Annotated in this window: 11 protein-coding genes; 9 read left to right on the plus strand and 2 right to left on the minus strand. The window is 69.7% G+C overall.

The features are described 5' to 3' along the window. Position 1 precedes the first annotated feature (1 nt). Entirely contained in the window at positions 2 to 772 is a 771-nt protein-coding gene (locus DLJ53_RS14080; RefSeq protein ID WP_111346100.1) for an enoyl-CoA hydratase/isomerase family protein, read from the minus strand. A 205-nt stretch (positions 773 to 977) separates the two neighbouring features. On the opposite strand from DLJ53_RS14080, the gene DLJ53_RS14085 reads away from it, so the two are divergent. After that, positions 978 to 1,952: a Bug family tripartite tricarboxylate transporter substrate binding protein gene (locus DLJ53_RS14085; protein WP_162409185.1), complete on the plus strand. Its 975-nt coding sequence runs from the start codon at positions 978 to 980 to the stop codon at positions 1,950 to 1,952. Positions 1,953 to 2,062: 110 nt separating this feature from the next. Here DLJ53_RS14085 and DLJ53_RS14090 read toward each other — a convergent pair whose 3' ends face one another. Further along, positions 2,063 to 3,250 carry a PepSY-associated TM helix domain-containing protein gene (locus DLJ53_RS14090; protein ID WP_111346103.1) on the minus strand — a complete coding sequence of 396 codons (1,188 nt, stop codon included), beginning with the start codon at positions 3,248 to 3,250 and terminating at the stop codon, positions 2,063 to 2,065. A 493-nt stretch (positions 3,251 to 3,743) separates the two neighbouring features. Between DLJ53_RS14090 and DLJ53_RS14095 the strand changes: the two genes are divergently transcribed. From DLJ53_RS14095 to DLJ53_RS14130, 8 genes are all read left to right on the plus strand, one after another. Then, positions 3,744 to 4,700 (plus strand): TAXI family TRAP transporter solute-binding subunit, encoded by a 957-nt coding sequence (locus DLJ53_RS14095; RefSeq protein WP_111346105.1) that lies wholly within the window; start codon positions 3,744 to 3,746, stop codon positions 4,698 to 4,700. Between the two features lie 76 nt (positions 4,701 to 4,776). After that, entirely contained in the window at positions 4,777 to 7,071 is a 2,295-nt protein-coding gene (locus DLJ53_RS14100; protein WP_244935067.1) for a TRAP transporter permease, read from the plus strand. Beyond that, the gene (locus DLJ53_RS14105; protein ID WP_111346336.1) at positions 7,068 to 7,433 is read left to right on the plus strand and encodes a DUF1850 domain-containing protein; all 366 of its coding nucleotides are present in this window, start codon (positions 7,068 to 7,070) and stop codon (positions 7,431 to 7,433) included. Before DLJ53_RS14100 ends, DLJ53_RS14105 begins: the two co-directional genes overlap by 4 nt. 448 nt (positions 7,434 to 7,881) lie before the next feature. Then, positions 7,882 to 8,922, plus strand: a complete 1,041-nt coding sequence (locus DLJ53_RS14110) for a carbon-nitrogen hydrolase family protein (RefSeq protein ID WP_111346107.1) — start codon at positions 7,882 to 7,884, stop codon at positions 8,920 to 8,922. A 46-nt stretch (positions 8,923 to 8,968) separates the two neighbouring features. Next, the gene (locus DLJ53_RS14115; RefSeq protein WP_111346108.1) at positions 8,969 to 10,291 is read left to right on the plus strand and encodes a substrate-binding protein; all 1,323 of its coding nucleotides are present in this window, start codon (positions 8,969 to 8,971) and stop codon (positions 10,289 to 10,291) included. A 7-nt stretch (positions 10,292 to 10,298) separates the two neighbouring features. Then, on the plus strand, positions 10,299 to 11,174 hold the full coding sequence (locus DLJ53_RS14120) for a branched-chain amino acid ABC transporter permease (RefSeq protein WP_111346110.1): 876 nt from the start codon (positions 10,299 to 10,301) through the stop codon (positions 11,172 to 11,174). Beyond that, a complete protein-coding gene (locus DLJ53_RS14125; protein ID WP_111346112.1) occupies positions 11,171 to 13,009 on the plus strand; it encodes a branched-chain amino acid ABC transporter ATP-binding protein/permease in 1,839 nt (612 codons plus the stop codon). The genes DLJ53_RS14120 and DLJ53_RS14125 overlap by 4 nt, the downstream gene beginning before the upstream one ends. Then, positions 12,996 to 13,703 (plus strand): ABC transporter ATP-binding protein, encoded by a 708-nt coding sequence (locus DLJ53_RS14130; RefSeq protein WP_111346113.1) that lies wholly within the window; start codon positions 12,996 to 12,998, stop codon positions 13,701 to 13,703. The genes DLJ53_RS14125 and DLJ53_RS14130 overlap by 14 nt, the downstream gene beginning before the upstream one ends. Positions 13,704 to 13,806 lie beyond the last annotated feature (103 nt).

The raw sequence follows: 13,806 nt of genomic DNA on the forward strand, positions 1-13,806 counted from the left end.
CTCAGCGTCCCTTGAAGACCGGCTGGCGCTTCTCCAGGAACGCCATGCGCGCCTCGCGGGCGTCCTCCGTGCGGGACAGGGCGACGGTGAAGTTCTGTTCGAACCGGTAGGCGTCGCGCTGGGGCATGAGGTCCACCATGTTGCAGGCCTGCTTGGCATACATGATGGCGAGCGGGCTCTTCGCGGCGATGTTGCGGGCGACCTCCATCGCCGTCGGCAAAAGGTCGGCTCGCGAGGTCACGGCCTCGATGATGTTCTTCTCGTGGAGCTCCGCGGCGGTGAGGCGCTTGCCGGTGAAGAACATGCGCCGCATCGTCGAGCGGCCGAACAGTGTCTTCAGCATCGAGGCGCCGCCTGCGAGGCCGACGTCGATCTCCGGCATGCCGAAGGTGGCCTCCTCGGCGGCGAAATAGATGTCGCAGGCCGCCATCAGGCCGAGCCCGGCGCCGAGGGCCGCGCCGTTGACGGCGGCGATGACCGGCTTGGCGCACTCGCGGATCGAGTTCGCCGTCTCGCGCGTGATGCGGTTGTGGTCGAGGAAGTCGCCCTTCAGCTCGGCGTCGGGGCGGTCCTTGAGGTCTGCGCCGGCGCAGAAGACCTTGCCGGCTCCGGTGAGCACGGCGACGCGGATGTCGTCCCGGTCGGAGATCTCGTCGAAGGTCGCGACGATGGCGCGGCGGGTGGCACGGTCCAGCGCATTGACGGGCGGCCGGTTCAGGGTGACGAGCGCGACGTAGTCGCTCACCTCCAGCTCGACTGGTCCTTGGCTCATGCTTCCTCCGCTTGTCGTGCGCCGGTGCTGTGCAGCCTCATGACTGTCTGACCGGTCGGTCAGTCAGTGCTAACAAAATACGCACCCTGCCGCAAGCGGTGTCGGGCGTTATTGACTGACCGTCCGGTCAGACTCTACGCTGAGGTTGGTCCGAACGTGCGGGCACGCGCATGCCGGACCCAAATCAAACATGGGAGGACAGCTCATGAGCGTTTTCACGAGGCGGACGATTCTGGCGGCCACCGCCGGCGCCGTGGCCATGGCGATGCTGCCGCAGACGGCCGCAGCCCAGGGCGAGACCATTCGCATCATCTACCCCTACGCGGGCGGCAGCACCGTCAACGGCATCATCCGCAAGATCGCCGAGCACATGTCCGGCACGCTCGGGCAGGCGGTGGTCGTCGAGGACAAGCCCGGCGGCAACGGCATCGTGGCGACGCAGTCGGTCGCGCTGGGGCCGAAGGACGGCACGATGGTGCTGGTCGGCGCCAGCGGCACGCTCTCGCTGAACTCGCTGCTGCGTCCTAACCTTCCCTACAAGATCGAGGACTTCGAGCCCGTCGGCATGATGCTGAAGGGCCCGCTGACGGTCACGATCAACGTCGACACCCCGGTGACCGACATGAAGGGTCTCGTCGACTGGGCGAAGGCCGAGAACCGCCCGCTGCGCTACGGCACGCTCGGCCCGGGCAGCGTCACGCACCTCTTCGGCATCCTGCTGGGCAAGGCGACCGGGGTGGAGACGATCCCCGTCGCCTACCGCAACAACAACGCGCAGATCCTCGACCTGCTGGCGGGCCAGAACGAGCTGAACTTCTCCACCCCTGCGTCACTCATCGAGCATGAGAAGGCGGGCGAGGTGAAGATGCTCGCGGTGACGACCGAGGAGCGTATGACGAACCTCCCCGAGACGCCCACCGTCGCGGAAGCTGGCTTCGCGATGCTGGAGACCTCGTTCTGGGATTCGCTGATGGTGCCGAAGGGCACCCCCAAGGAGGTGATCACCCGCCTCAACGAGGCGCTCAACGCGGCGACGCAGTCCGAGGAGATCAAGACGCTGATGGCGCAGAACAGTCTCCTCTCCCTGTCCGGCCCGCCGGAGGCCGTGAACGAGCAGATCGCCAGCGATCTCGACGTGTGGGGCGAGATCGTCCGCTCCGAGGGCATCACGCTCAACTGACGCACGGCGTCGGTCCGGCGCACCCTGCCGCATGCACCGCCGAGACCCGCACGGCCCCGGCCTGCGGGTCTCCTGCCGTCGCGGCGGGCGCCCGGCCGCGCGGCGGCGGACTAGATCCGGCCTTCGCGGGTGGGGACCGGGCGAGCGGCCCGGCTCCGCCGCAGCAGCGGCTGGACGAGCCTGCGCCAGGCGAGCGCCAGACCGGTCCATACCAGGAAGCACGCCGCGAGGGACGCGAGCGCGGCGACCGTCTGGCCGGCCAGCCCGTAAACCTCTCCGGTGTGGACGAAGCGCATCCAGGTGCGCGCCCGGCGGCCGGGGGTGGCGGACTCGTTTCCGGTCAGCGACAGCACCGCGCCATCGGCGCGCGAGATCACGGCCGTCTGCCGCAGTGCCGCCTGTGCGCCGTTGCCGCGGTCGAGCGTGACGGTAATCGTGTCGTCGGTGGACCTCGGCAGGGTGACGGTCATCGTCCGCCAGGACGGGTCGACATCGCTCGCCGCTTCCAGCGCACGCTCCAGCGGCAGCGGGTCGGCGGCGTCGGGATCGCCGCTCCGGGCCGCCGCCCCGGCGCCGCCGGACACCGCGGCACCCGGTGCGCCGCGACCGCGCACGGGCTCCTCCCCGTAGACCCGGTACACGAGGTCGCTCGCCCAGGGGTAGGAGATGACCGTGCCGGAGACGACGACGAGGACGAGCGGAACGAGCGCCCAGACGCCGAAGACGTGGTGCCAGTTGTAGTCCCGCGCCTTCGCCGTCGGCAGACCCCGCCGGAACACGAGATGGGTCTTGAGCAGCGGCCAGCGCCAGCGGCGCGGCCACCACAGGACCAGCCCCGAAACGGCAATGAACAGGAAGACGAGATTGGCCGCGCCCGTGACTGCCCGTCCCACGCTGCGCGCCTCCCCCTCCAGCGCGAGCCAGCGGTGGAGCGCCGTCACGGACCCGAAGAAGCGCTCGACGCCCTCGACGCCGGCGCCCAGCACCTCGCCGGTGTAGGGATCGAGGTAGGCCCCTTCGCGTCGCCCCGCCGTGGCCTTAACCGGGCCGTCCGGATCGTTCGTCAGCACCAGCGCGGCATCCTCGCCGAGCGCCCGGCGGGCGGCATCCGCCAGTTCGTCGGGACCGAGCGGCTGCCGCCCGGCCGCCTCGACGGCGAACGCGCGGTGCTCGGCGAAGGCGATGATCTGGCGCTCGTAGGCGAGCAGCACGCCGGTCGCCGACATCAGGAGGACGACGAGCCCGACGCTGACACCCGCGGAGAGATGCAGCCAGAAGATGAGGCGGCGTATCGACATGGATCCTCGCAAACTCCGGCCCCTCCGGCCGCGCCCGGCTCCGGGCAATGACGCTGGCGCGACCGTAGTGTCGCCCGCCGCCCGCCTCACCTCCTGTTTTGTCGCCAGATGTCGCCGCCCGCGCCACGGCGACAGACGAATACAAAGTCGCCGCGGCCGATGGCCGTCCGCCCCGCGTCGGGGGCCGTGGGGATCAGCGGAGGAGGACAACGCACGCCCAACTTGTCGCACCCGGCGGTTGGGGACCCATGCCCCTCCTCCACCACAGGGCGCGGCGGCGTGCGGCAAACGGCGCCGCGAACGCCCCGATTTGCGCCGGGAGGGTGACGCCCGCGTGCCGGCGCGATAGGTCCGAAGGACGCCGCCGCCGGTGTCCGGACCGTTGACCGCGCCTCAGAACAGGGCGTGACTTCGCGGCCCGCGTCGCCGATAGAATGCGGCTAAGACCATAACGCGGCGCAGGAATGCAGCCGCATCCAGAGAGGCCCAAGACATGCGCAGTCCCTTCCGCCACGCATTCGTAGCCACGGCAGCCCTCGCGATGATGGCCGCGACGGTCCCCGCCAAGGCACAGGACTTCATCGGCATCCTCACCGGCGGCACCTCCGGTGTCTACTACCCGCTCGGCGTGGCGATCTCGAACATCTATACCCAGGACATCGAGGGCTCGCGGCCGTCCGTGCAGTCGACGAAGGCCTCCGTCGAGAACCTGAACCTCCTCCAGCAGGGCCGCGGCGAGCTCGCCTTCACCCTCGGCGACAGCCTGGCGATGGCCTGGGCCGGCAACGCGGAGGCCGGTTTCCCCCGCAAGCTCGACAAGCTGCGCGGCCTCACCGCGATCTATCCGAACTACGTCCAGATCGTCGCCTCCAAGGACTCCGGCATCACCTCGCTCGAGGACCTGAAGGGCAAGCGCCTCTCGGTCGGCGCGCCGAAGTCGGGTACCGAGCTCAACGCGCGCGCCATCCTGGCGGCGGCCGGCATGAGCTACGACGATCTCAGCAAGGTCGAGTACCTGCCGTTCGCCGAGTCGGTCGAGCTCATCAAGAACCGCCAGCTCGACGCGACGCTACAGTCCGCAGGCCTCGGCGTCGCCTCGATCCGCGACCTCGCGACGTCCGTGCCGATCACGGTCGTGCCGATCCCGGCCGCCGTCGTCGAGGCCGCCGGCGCGCCGTTCGTGAAGCAGACGATCCCGGCCGGCACCTACGACGGCCAGACCGAGGACGTCGAGACGGCGGCCGTGCTGAACTACCTCGTCACGCACGAGGGCGTCTCCGACGATCTCGCCTACGCGATGACCAAGACGCTGTTCGAGAACCTCGACAAGCTGGTCGCCGCCCACGCCGCGGCGAAGGGGATCTCGCTGGAGAACGCGACCGTCGGCATGCCCGTGCCGCTGCACCCGGGTGCCGAGCGCTATCTGAAGGAAGCCGGCGTCATCAAGTAGCACGCTGCCGGTCAACTGGAGGTCCGGCACGCCGGATCTCCGCCCGCGTACACGGCAACCTTCCGAGAGCTTACGAATGGACGACCGGAACACCCATCCCGAGATGGCTGGGCAAGCCGAACTCCAGAACCCCGAGCACGGCCTGCCGGAGAGCTTCGGCGCCGGCCTCGCCGGCCGCGTCCTCTTCTGGATCGCCGTCGCCTTCTCCGTCTTCCAGATCGTCACCGCCTTCGGCGTGCCGCTCGACCGGCCGCTGCTGGGGGGCGCGCTCGGCGTCGCGGTGACGCCGATGCGGCTCGCCTACGCCGCTCTCGCGGTGTGGGCGGTGTGGCTCGTGATCGGCGCCTCGCGCGGCCGCTCCGTCGTGGACGGGGCCATCGCGCTCGTGGCGCTGGCGGCCGTCGCGGGGCTCATCGACGCCTTCGCGGGCGCCCTGCCGAGCCAGGTTGTGCGCGCGCTCCACGTCGGCTTCCTCGGCCTCGTCGCGGGCGGCATGCTGGCGAACCACCGCGCCCACACGCGCATCGGGCGCATCCTCACCTGGGTGTGCGGCGCGGCCGCGTTCGGCGTCGGGCTCTACCAGTGGGCGTTCTACGAGCCGCTCCTACTGCGCGCCGGATACCCCACGGAGCTCGACCTCGCGGTCGGCTCGGTGGCGATCCTGCTGCTGTTCTTCTTCGTCTGGCGGATCATGGGACCGGCGCTGGTGATCGTCGCCGGGCTCTTCCTCGCCTACTGCCTCTTCGGCCAGCACCTGCCGGCCCCGTTCGACCACCGGGGTTACCCGTTCGAGCAGGTGATCGAGCACATGACCTACGGGACCGAGGGCATCTACGGCGTCGCCACCTACGTCTCGGCGACGTACATCTTCCTCTTCATCCTGTTCGGCGCCTTCCTCGAGCGGGCGGGCATGATCGGCCTCTTCACCGACATCGCGATGGGCCTCTTCGGCGGCGCGCGCGGCGGACCGGCGAAGGTCGCGGTCTTCTCCTCGGCGCTGATGGGCACGATCTCGGGCTCCGGCGTCGCCAACGTCGTGTCGACGGGCCAGTTCACGATCCCGCTGATGAAGCGCTTCGGCTACCGCCCGGCCTTCGCCGGCGGCGTCGAGGCGACGGCCTCGATGGGCGGGCAGATCATGCCGCCGGTGATGGGCGCGGTGGCCTTCATCATGGCCGAGACGCTGGACGTCGCGTACGTCGAGGTCGTCAAGGCGGCGATCATCCCGGCCGTCCTTTACTATGCCTCCGCCTTCCTCGCGGTGCATCTGGAGGCCGGCAAGCGCGGTCTCTCGGGGCTGCCGAGGGCGGAGCTGCCGAGCGCCGGCCAGGCGGTGCGCGAGAAGTGGCACCTCATCCTGCCGCTCGCCGCGCTCGTCTACCTCCTCTTCGCCGGGTACACGCCGCTGTTCGCGGGGTCGGTCGGGCTGGCGCTGACGGCACTGCTGATCCTCGCGGGGTCGGTCGCCCTCGGGATCGGCGCGCAGGCGGTCCGGCTGATATTCTGGGTCGGCGTCGGCCTCCTCGCCGCCGCGGCGTTGTGGCTCGGCGTGACTCTCGTCCTCGGGCTCGTCGTCGTCGTCGCCATCGTCAGCGCGCTCACGCGCGGCGGACGCGAGACGCTCGCCGTCTGCCGCCAGGCGCTCGCCGACGGTGCGCGGCAGGCGCTCCCGGTGGGCCTCGCCTGCGCCTCGGTCGGCATCGTCATCGGCACGATGACGCTGACCGGCATCGGCACGATCTTCGGCAGCTGGGTGGTCTCGGTCGGCGAGAGCTCGCTGATCCTGTCGCTGGTGCTGACGATGATCGTCAGCCTGATCCTCGGCATGGGCATCCCGACGATCCCCAACTACATCATCACCTCGTCGCTCGCGGCGCCCGCGCTCCTCGACCTCGGCGTCCCGCTCATCGTTAGCCACATGTTCGTCTTCTACTTCGGCATCATGGCGGACCTGACGCCGCCGGTGGCGCTCGCCTGCTTCGCGGCCTCGCCGATCGCCAAGGAGTCGGGCTTCCGCATCTCGATGCAGGCGATGAAGATCGCGCTCCCGGGGTTCGTGATCCCCTACATGGCGGTCTACGACCCGGCGCTGATGGTCCAGCAGGTCGGCGGCGTGTCGGACATCGGGTTCGCGCTCGACGTCGCCTTCATGATCCTCAAGGCGGCGCTTGCGGTGGGGCTCTGGGGCGCGGCGGCGGTCGGCTACTTGCGCGGCGCGATGCTCGGCTGGGAGCGGCTGCTGGCGGTCGCGGCGGCGGTCTCGCTGGTCGTCGCGAGCCCGATCACCGACCCCATCGGCTTCGCCCTCGCGGCGCTGGTGTTCGGCCTCCACTGGTGGCGGGTCGGACGGGCCGCACCGGCGGCGGCATGAGCCTCTGCCTCCTCGCCGGCGCGCTGGCCGTGCCGCTGATGGCGGACACGGTCACGCTCGCCTGGTCGCACTCGGTCGAGCATGTGCGCTGGGAGGAGACGTGGCAGGACGCGCCCGACGGCCTGCATCTCGTCGAAGCGCGGGTGAAGGGGTCGGGCGCCGGCATGGACCCGCCGCCCGAGGCGACGTTCAAGGACGGCTTCTGGCGGTGGACGCCGCACCTCGGCCCGCTCGGCGAGGTGATCCTGCGGCGCTCCGGCGCGACGGACGACTGGCGCGTCTGCCGGGACGGCGAGTGCGTCCCCGTCGGCACCCTCGTCCCCGCCGACGCCGATCCGGTCCGCCTCAGCCCCTGCGACTGAGCCGATCTGCCGGCGCCGGCACGCCGGGCACTGTCTCCATTCCCGCAGCCCGCGCCGCCAGCGCTGCGATAGGCCGGGTCCCGGCGGATTTCCCCGCGTGCCGGTGAGCGGACACGGCGGGCGCCCGGCTTGGTCGCACGATCGGCCAATCTCCTGACGCGCTAACGCCCTGATCCATCAGCCCATTGCACCGCCAATCGTGCCCGCCCGTCCGCCGTACAACGCGCCGGTTCGCGGCGTCGCGGTCGGCTGACGGCCCTTCGGGCCGCGACCGGACAGGCAAATCGCGTCGATCCACCGCCCGTGGATTGCCCGATCTGACCGTTTTGTAGGCACATTTTGCTCATGCATAAACTTTGACAAGGAGCGATTGTCAGACGAGAACAGCCGGCAGGTGTGGGCCGCAGAAATATACGCGGCAACAATGACTTATAGCCGGAGTTAAAACTTGTTGAGCCGCTTCAGAGCAGCGTCGGTCCATGCTGCACCGATCTTCCTCGACCGTGCGGCGACCCTCGAGAAGGCCATATCGCTGATCCGCGAGGCCGCCCGCAACGGCGCCGAGCTGATCGCCTTTCCCGAGACCTTCATCCCGGCCTTCCCGGTGTGGGCGGCCCTCTTCGCCCCCATCGACACCCACGACCTCTTCGAGCGGATGGCCGATCAGTCCGTGCGGATCGACGGACCCGAGATCCAGCGCCTGAGGGAAGAGGCACGCGCCAACGGCGTCGTCGTCTCCATGGGGATCAGCGAGCGCTCGCCCGTCAGCGTCGGCGGCCTCTGGAACAGCTTCGTCCTGATCGGTGACGACGGTTCGATCCTCAACCACCACCGCAAGCTGGTGCCGACCTACTTCGAGAAGCTCATCTGGTCGAATGGCGACGGCGCGGGGCTGAAGGTGGTCGAAACCCGCCTCGGCCGCATCGGCCAGCTCATCTGCGGCGAGAACACCAACCCCCTCGCCCGCTTCTCGCTGATGGCACAGGGCGAGCAGTTCCACATCTCGAGCTGGCCCGCCGTCTGGCCGACGCGCCGGCCCAAGGTCGGCGGCAACTACCACATAGCCAACGCCGCGCGCATCCGCGCCGCCGCCCACTCCTTCGAGGCCAAGGTGTTCGGCCTCGTCACCGCCGGGGTGCTCGGCCGGGACGCCCGCGACATGCTGGTCGACCGCGACCCGGCCGCCGCCGACGTGATAGACGGCACGCCCCGCGCCTCCTCCTTCTTCATCGACCCGACGGGCGAGCAGATGGGCGAGGCGCTGACCGAGGACGAGGGCATCGTCTACGCCGACATCGACCTCAACCGGTGCGTCGAGCCGAAGCAGTTCCACGACCTCGTCGGCTATTACAACCGGTTCGACATCTTCGACCTCACCGTGCACCGCGAGCGCCTCCAGCCCGCGACGTTCGAGGACGTCGTGCATCGAGACCCCGCGCCCGCTCTCCCGCGCGAGGGCGCCGAGAACGACCGTCTCACCGACGACTGACCCCTCCGCCCGCCTTTTCCACGCCCCTCCCGCCACGAGGAACCCGATGACGTTCGACCGCAGACAGCTTCTCCTGGGCTCGGCCCTCACCGCCGCCGGCCTCTCCCTTCAGGGCCTGCGCCCCGCCTTCGCCCAGAGCCCGTCCGAGATCGGCACCTTCCCCGCCGGCGTCGGCGAGGACTCCGTCTTCGTCGGCCTCACCGTGCCGCTGACGGGCGTCTTCTCCGGCGACGGCAACGACCTCAAGCTCGGCTACGAGCTCGCCATCTCGCAGATCAATGCCGGCGGCGAGCTCCCGGCGGCGTGGGGCCTCAAGGGCGCCGGCGTGCTGGGCAAGCAGATCCGCTACGGCGTCGTCGACACCGAGGGCAAGCCGAACGCGGCCGTCCAGGGCATGACGCAGTTCATCCAGAACGAGAAGGCGATGATGGTCTCGGGCTCGGTGTCGAGCGCCACGGCGATCGCCCTCGAGGAACTCGCCTCGCGCGAGCACGTCCTCTACATGGTCGGCATCGCCGGCTCGAACGACGTCACGGGCAAGAGCTGCCGGCGCTACGGCTTCCGCTCGCAGCAGAATGCGTACATGGCGGCCAAGGCCCTCGCCCCGGTCGTCGCCAAGGCGCTCGGCAAGGACGTCAAGGCCGCGTTCCTGGTGCCGGACTACACCTACGGCCACACCGTCTACGACAGCTTCGCCGAGTTCGCGAAGGCCGAAGGGTGGACCGAGGTCGACAAGCAGGTCGTCCCGCTCGGCACGCAGGACTACTCCTCGGCGCTCCTCAACATCGCCAACTCGGGCGCGGACGTCTTCGTCAACATCGCCTTCGGCGGTGACGCGGTCGCCTCGACGAAGCAGGCGCAGCAGTTCGGCATCCTCGACTCCATGAAGCTGGTCGTGCCGAACCTCTCCGGCTTCCAGGCGCGCGAGCTCGGCGCGGACCTGATGCAGGGCGTCTACGGCAGCTGCGACTTCTGGTGGCGCCTCGAGGACCGCTATCCGCTCGCCAAGACGTTCGTCGAGACGTTCCACGCGGCGAACGGCTACTACCCGCGCTGGGGCGCGCACATCGGCTACATGCAGACCCACCTGTGGGCGCTGTCGGTGGAGCGTGCGGGCAGCTTCAACCCGGTCGACGTCATCAAGGCGATGGAGGCCTCCAAGGAGAACCCGTACACGACCACGATCGGTGACGTGTACTTCCGCGCCGAGGACCACCAGATGGTCCGCCCGATCACCATTCTCGTCGGCAAGTCGCCGGACCAGATGGAGAACGAGGAGGACTACTACGAGGTGGTCGACGTGGTCGACGGCGAGAGCGTCATGAACTCGCCCGACCACTTCGGCTGCGAACTCGGCCCGTACATCTGAGGCCGTGATGCCGAGCTGGCCGATCCTTCTGTCCCAGGCCTTCAACGGCCTGGCCCTCGGCACGCTGCTGGCGCTCGTCAGCAGCGGCCTCACCATCATCCTGGGCACGCTCGGCGTCCTCAACTTCGCCCACGGCGCCCTCTTCACCGTGGGCGCCTACGCCGCGTTCGTCGCGGCGGGCTATACCGATTCCTTCCTGCTCATCATCCTGTCGGGCTGCGCCGTCATGATGGTGCTCGGCATCGTCCTCGAGCGCGGCATCATCCGCCTGTTCTACAATCGCCCGCACGAGGACCAGATCCTCGTCACCTACGGGATCGGCATCGTGCTGGTGGAGACCATCCGGGTGGTCTTCGGCGGAAACGCGCAACGCGTGCCGGTGCCGTGGTGGGGCGAGGGCGCCTCGCGGCTCGGCTTCCTGATCTATCCGACCTACCGGCTCGAACTCATCTTCATCATCGCGGCGCTGCTGCTCGTCCTCTACCTGGTGCTCTACCGCACCTCGGTCGGCCTCGTGGTGCGCGCCGGGATCGAGAACCCGAAGATGGTCGGCATCCTCGGGATCGACCTTCGCCCGGTGTTCTTCCTGGTCTTCGCGCTGGGCGTCACGGCGGTCGGCCTCGCCGGCATGCTCTACGCCCCCGTCGTCGCGGTGACGCCGGACATGGGGGCCAACTTCATGGTCCAGTCGTTCGTTGTGATCGTCCTCGGCGGGCTCGGCTCGTTCCCCGGGGCCGTCGTCGGCGGGATCCTCGCCGGGCAGATCATCAGCCTTACCAGCGCGTTCAACTCCGCCTATTCCGAGGTGATGCTCTACGCGCTGATGGCGCTCCTGCTCGTGCTGCGGCCGCAGGGACTGTTCGGTTCGGAGGGGCGGGCGTGACGAAGCCCCTTCGTGCCGCCTGGCCCGAGATCGCTCTGCTCGCCGTCCTGATCCTCGCGCCGGTCGTGCTGCCGCCGCTCGGCTTCTCGGTCGACCTGCTGTCGCGCGTCCTCAACTGGGGCCTCTTCGGGCTCGGCTTCGACCTCCTGTTCGGCCTGACGGGGCTCCTGTCCTTCGGGCAGGCGGCGTTCTACGGCACCGGCGGCTTCGTCGCCGCCTACCTCCTGGTTTCGGGCTCGGTGGGGAGCGTGTGGCTCGCCTTCCTGATCGGCACCCTCGCCGCGGGTGTCTTCGCGCTGCTGGTCGGCTGGCTCGCGGTTCGGCGGGTCGGGATCTACTTCACCATGATCACCCTCGCCTTCGGGCAGATGGCGTACTTCATGGAGAACTCGCCCCTGTCGGACTACACCGGCGGCGAGAACGGGATCGCGGGCGTGCCGGTGCCGCGCATCGGCTTCGGCGAGTCCGCCATCGCGATCACCGCCGGATGGCCGATGTACATCCTCCTCGCGGTTGTGTTCTTCGTCGGCTTCGTCATCGCGCGGCGGATCGCGCGCTCCCCGGTGGGCGCCGTGCTGCGGGCCATCAAGGAGAACACGCCGCGCGTCGCCATGCTCGGCCACGACGTGCGCGCCTACAAGATCACCGTGTTCGTCGTCGCCGCGCTGTATGCCGGTCTCGCCGGAGCGATGCTCGGCTCGTTCCAGAGCTACATGCCGCCGGACGCCTTCTCGCTCGAAACCTCCGGCCAGCTCGTCATCCAGACGATCATCGGCGGCGCGGGGACGCTGATCGGCCCGGTGGTCGGATCGACGCTGTGGCTGTGGCTGCGCGACAACCTGCAGCTCATCGAGGGGATCGGCGCGGCCTGGAAGCTGATCCTCGGCATCGTCTTCATCGCGCTGGTCATCGGCCTGCGGCGCGGCATCTGCGGCGAGATCGTCTACCTCGTGCAGCGCCGCCGCGCGGCACGCGCGGCGAAGGCCGCGCCGGAACGGCCCGCCACCGGCCGGCCCGCCGCTGCGCCCGCCCTCGCCCTTCCCCTCGCCAGCCCCGAGGGCGCCTCCGGCGAGGTGGCGCTCGAGGCGGTCGGCCTCTCGCGGCACTATGGCGGGCTGAAGGCGGTGGACGACGTCTCGTTCAAGATCCGCAAGGGTACCATCCACGGGGTGATCGGTCCGAACGGCGCCGGCAAGTCGACGCTCTTCAAGATGCTGCTCGACGAGGTGCGGCCCTCGCACGGCGAGGTGCGGCTGTTCGGCAAGCCGATCTCGGGCCTCGGGCCCAGCCGGGTCGCCCAGCTCGGCGTCGCCAAGAGCAACCAGCTCAACCAGCTCTTCCTGAACCTCACCGTGCGGCAGAACCTGCGCATCGCCGCGCTCGCCCGGCGGCGCGGCGCGTTGCGGCTCGACATGCTGCGCCCGGCGGCGAGCTTCCCGGACGTGGAGGAGCAGGTCGAGCGCCTCCTCGCCACGCTCGCGCTCACCGAGAACGCGGAGAAGGAGGCGCACGTGATGGCCTATGGCGAGAAGCGCCGCCTCGAGATCGGCATGGCCCTCGCCACGAGCCCGAACGTGCTGCTGCTCGACGAGCCTCTCGCCGGCATGAGCCCGGCCGAGCGTCTCGACGCGCGGGCGCTGATCAAGGACATCGCCCAGTCGCGCACCCTCGTCATCGTCGAGCACGATCTCGACGCGATGTTCGGCCTCGCCCAGCACATCACGGTGCTCTACGAGGGCCGGCTCCTCGCCGACGCCTCGCCGGAGGTGATCCGCCGCGACCCCGCCGTCCACGACGCCTATCTCGGAGGGCTGCACGCCGATGAGCCTGCTTGAAGTCGACCGCATCAACACGCTCTACGGCGACAGCCACATCCTGTTCGACGTCTCGCTGCGGGTGGAGGAGAACGAGGTGGTCGCCCTCCTCGGCCGCAACGGCGCGGGAAAGACGACGACGCTCCTCACCCTGATGGGCGTCCTCGCCCCCGCGAGCGGCGAGATCCGGCTGCGCGGCAAGCCGATCCAGGGAATGGCGCCGGCCAGGATCGCCGGGCTCGGCGTCCAGCTGGTCCCGGAGGAGCGCGCCGTGTTCGGCGGGCTCACGGTGGAGGAGAACCTGCGCGTCGCCGCGCTGACGGCGAAGGACGCCTGGTCGCTGGACAAGATCTACGACGTGTTCCCGCGCCTCAGGGAGCGGCGCAAATCCAGCGGGCGGACCCTGTCGGGCGGCGAGCAGCAGATGCTGTCCATCGCCCGCGCCCTGATCCGCGACGCCCGTATCATCCTGCTCGACGAGCCGTTCGAGGGGCTCGCCCCGCTGATCGTGCGCGACCTCGTCGACGTGACGCGGCGGCTGGTGGCGGAGAAGCGGACGGTGGTGATCGTCGAGCAGAACGTCGCCGCCGCGCTGAGCTTCTCCGATCGGGTCTACGGTCTCAACAACGGCCACGTGGTCTACGAGGGGACGCCGGCGGACCTCAGCGGCAACACCACGCTCATGCACGAGCTTCTGGGCGTCCACGTCGGGTAGTCGCCGGGCACGACGGCGGTCCGGCGGCGAGGACGATCACTCGGCCGCCGGTGTCACCCGCGTCCGGAAATCGTCGCAGTGACGACGGGCCGGCCCGCTCAGG

The organism is Acuticoccus sediminis, from assembly GCF_003258595.1.
In the GTDB taxonomy this organism is placed as follows: Bacteria; Pseudomonadota; Alphaproteobacteria; order Rhizobiales; family Amorphaceae; genus Acuticoccus; species Acuticoccus sediminis.

Bases quoted from the DNA above. Each gene is read 5' to 3' on its own strand.
- DLJ53_RS14080 (WP_111346100.1), bottom strand. From the start codon at position 772: ATGAGCCAAGGACCAGTCGAGCTGGAGGTGAGCGACTACGTCGCGCTC.
- DLJ53_RS14085 (WP_162409185.1), top strand. From the start codon at position 978: ATGAGCGTTTTCACGAGGCGGACGATTCTGGCGGCCACCGCCGGCGCC.
- DLJ53_RS14090 (WP_111346103.1), bottom strand. From the start codon at position 3,250: ATGTCGATACGCCGCCTCATCTTCTGGCTGCATCTCTCCGCGGGTGTC.
- DLJ53_RS14095 (WP_111346105.1), top strand. From the start codon at position 3,744: ATGCGCAGTCCCTTCCGCCACGCATTCGTAGCCACGGCAGCCCTCGCG.
- DLJ53_RS14100 (WP_244935067.1), top strand. From the start codon at position 4,777: ATGGACGACCGGAACACCCATCCCGAGATGGCTGGGCAAGCCGAACTC.
- DLJ53_RS14105 (WP_111346336.1), top strand. From the start codon at position 7,068: ATGAGCCTCTGCCTCCTCGCCGGCGCGCTGGCCGTGCCGCTGATGGCG.
- DLJ53_RS14115 (WP_111346108.1), top strand. From the start codon at position 8,969: ATGACGTTCGACCGCAGACAGCTTCTCCTGGGCTCGGCCCTCACCGCC.
- DLJ53_RS14120 (WP_111346110.1), top strand. From the start codon at position 10,299: ATGCCGAGCTGGCCGATCCTTCTGTCCCAGGCCTTCAACGGCCTGGCC.
- DLJ53_RS14130 (WP_111346113.1), top strand. From the start codon at position 12,996: ATGAGCCTGCTTGAAGTCGACCGCATCAACACGCTCTACGGCGACAGC.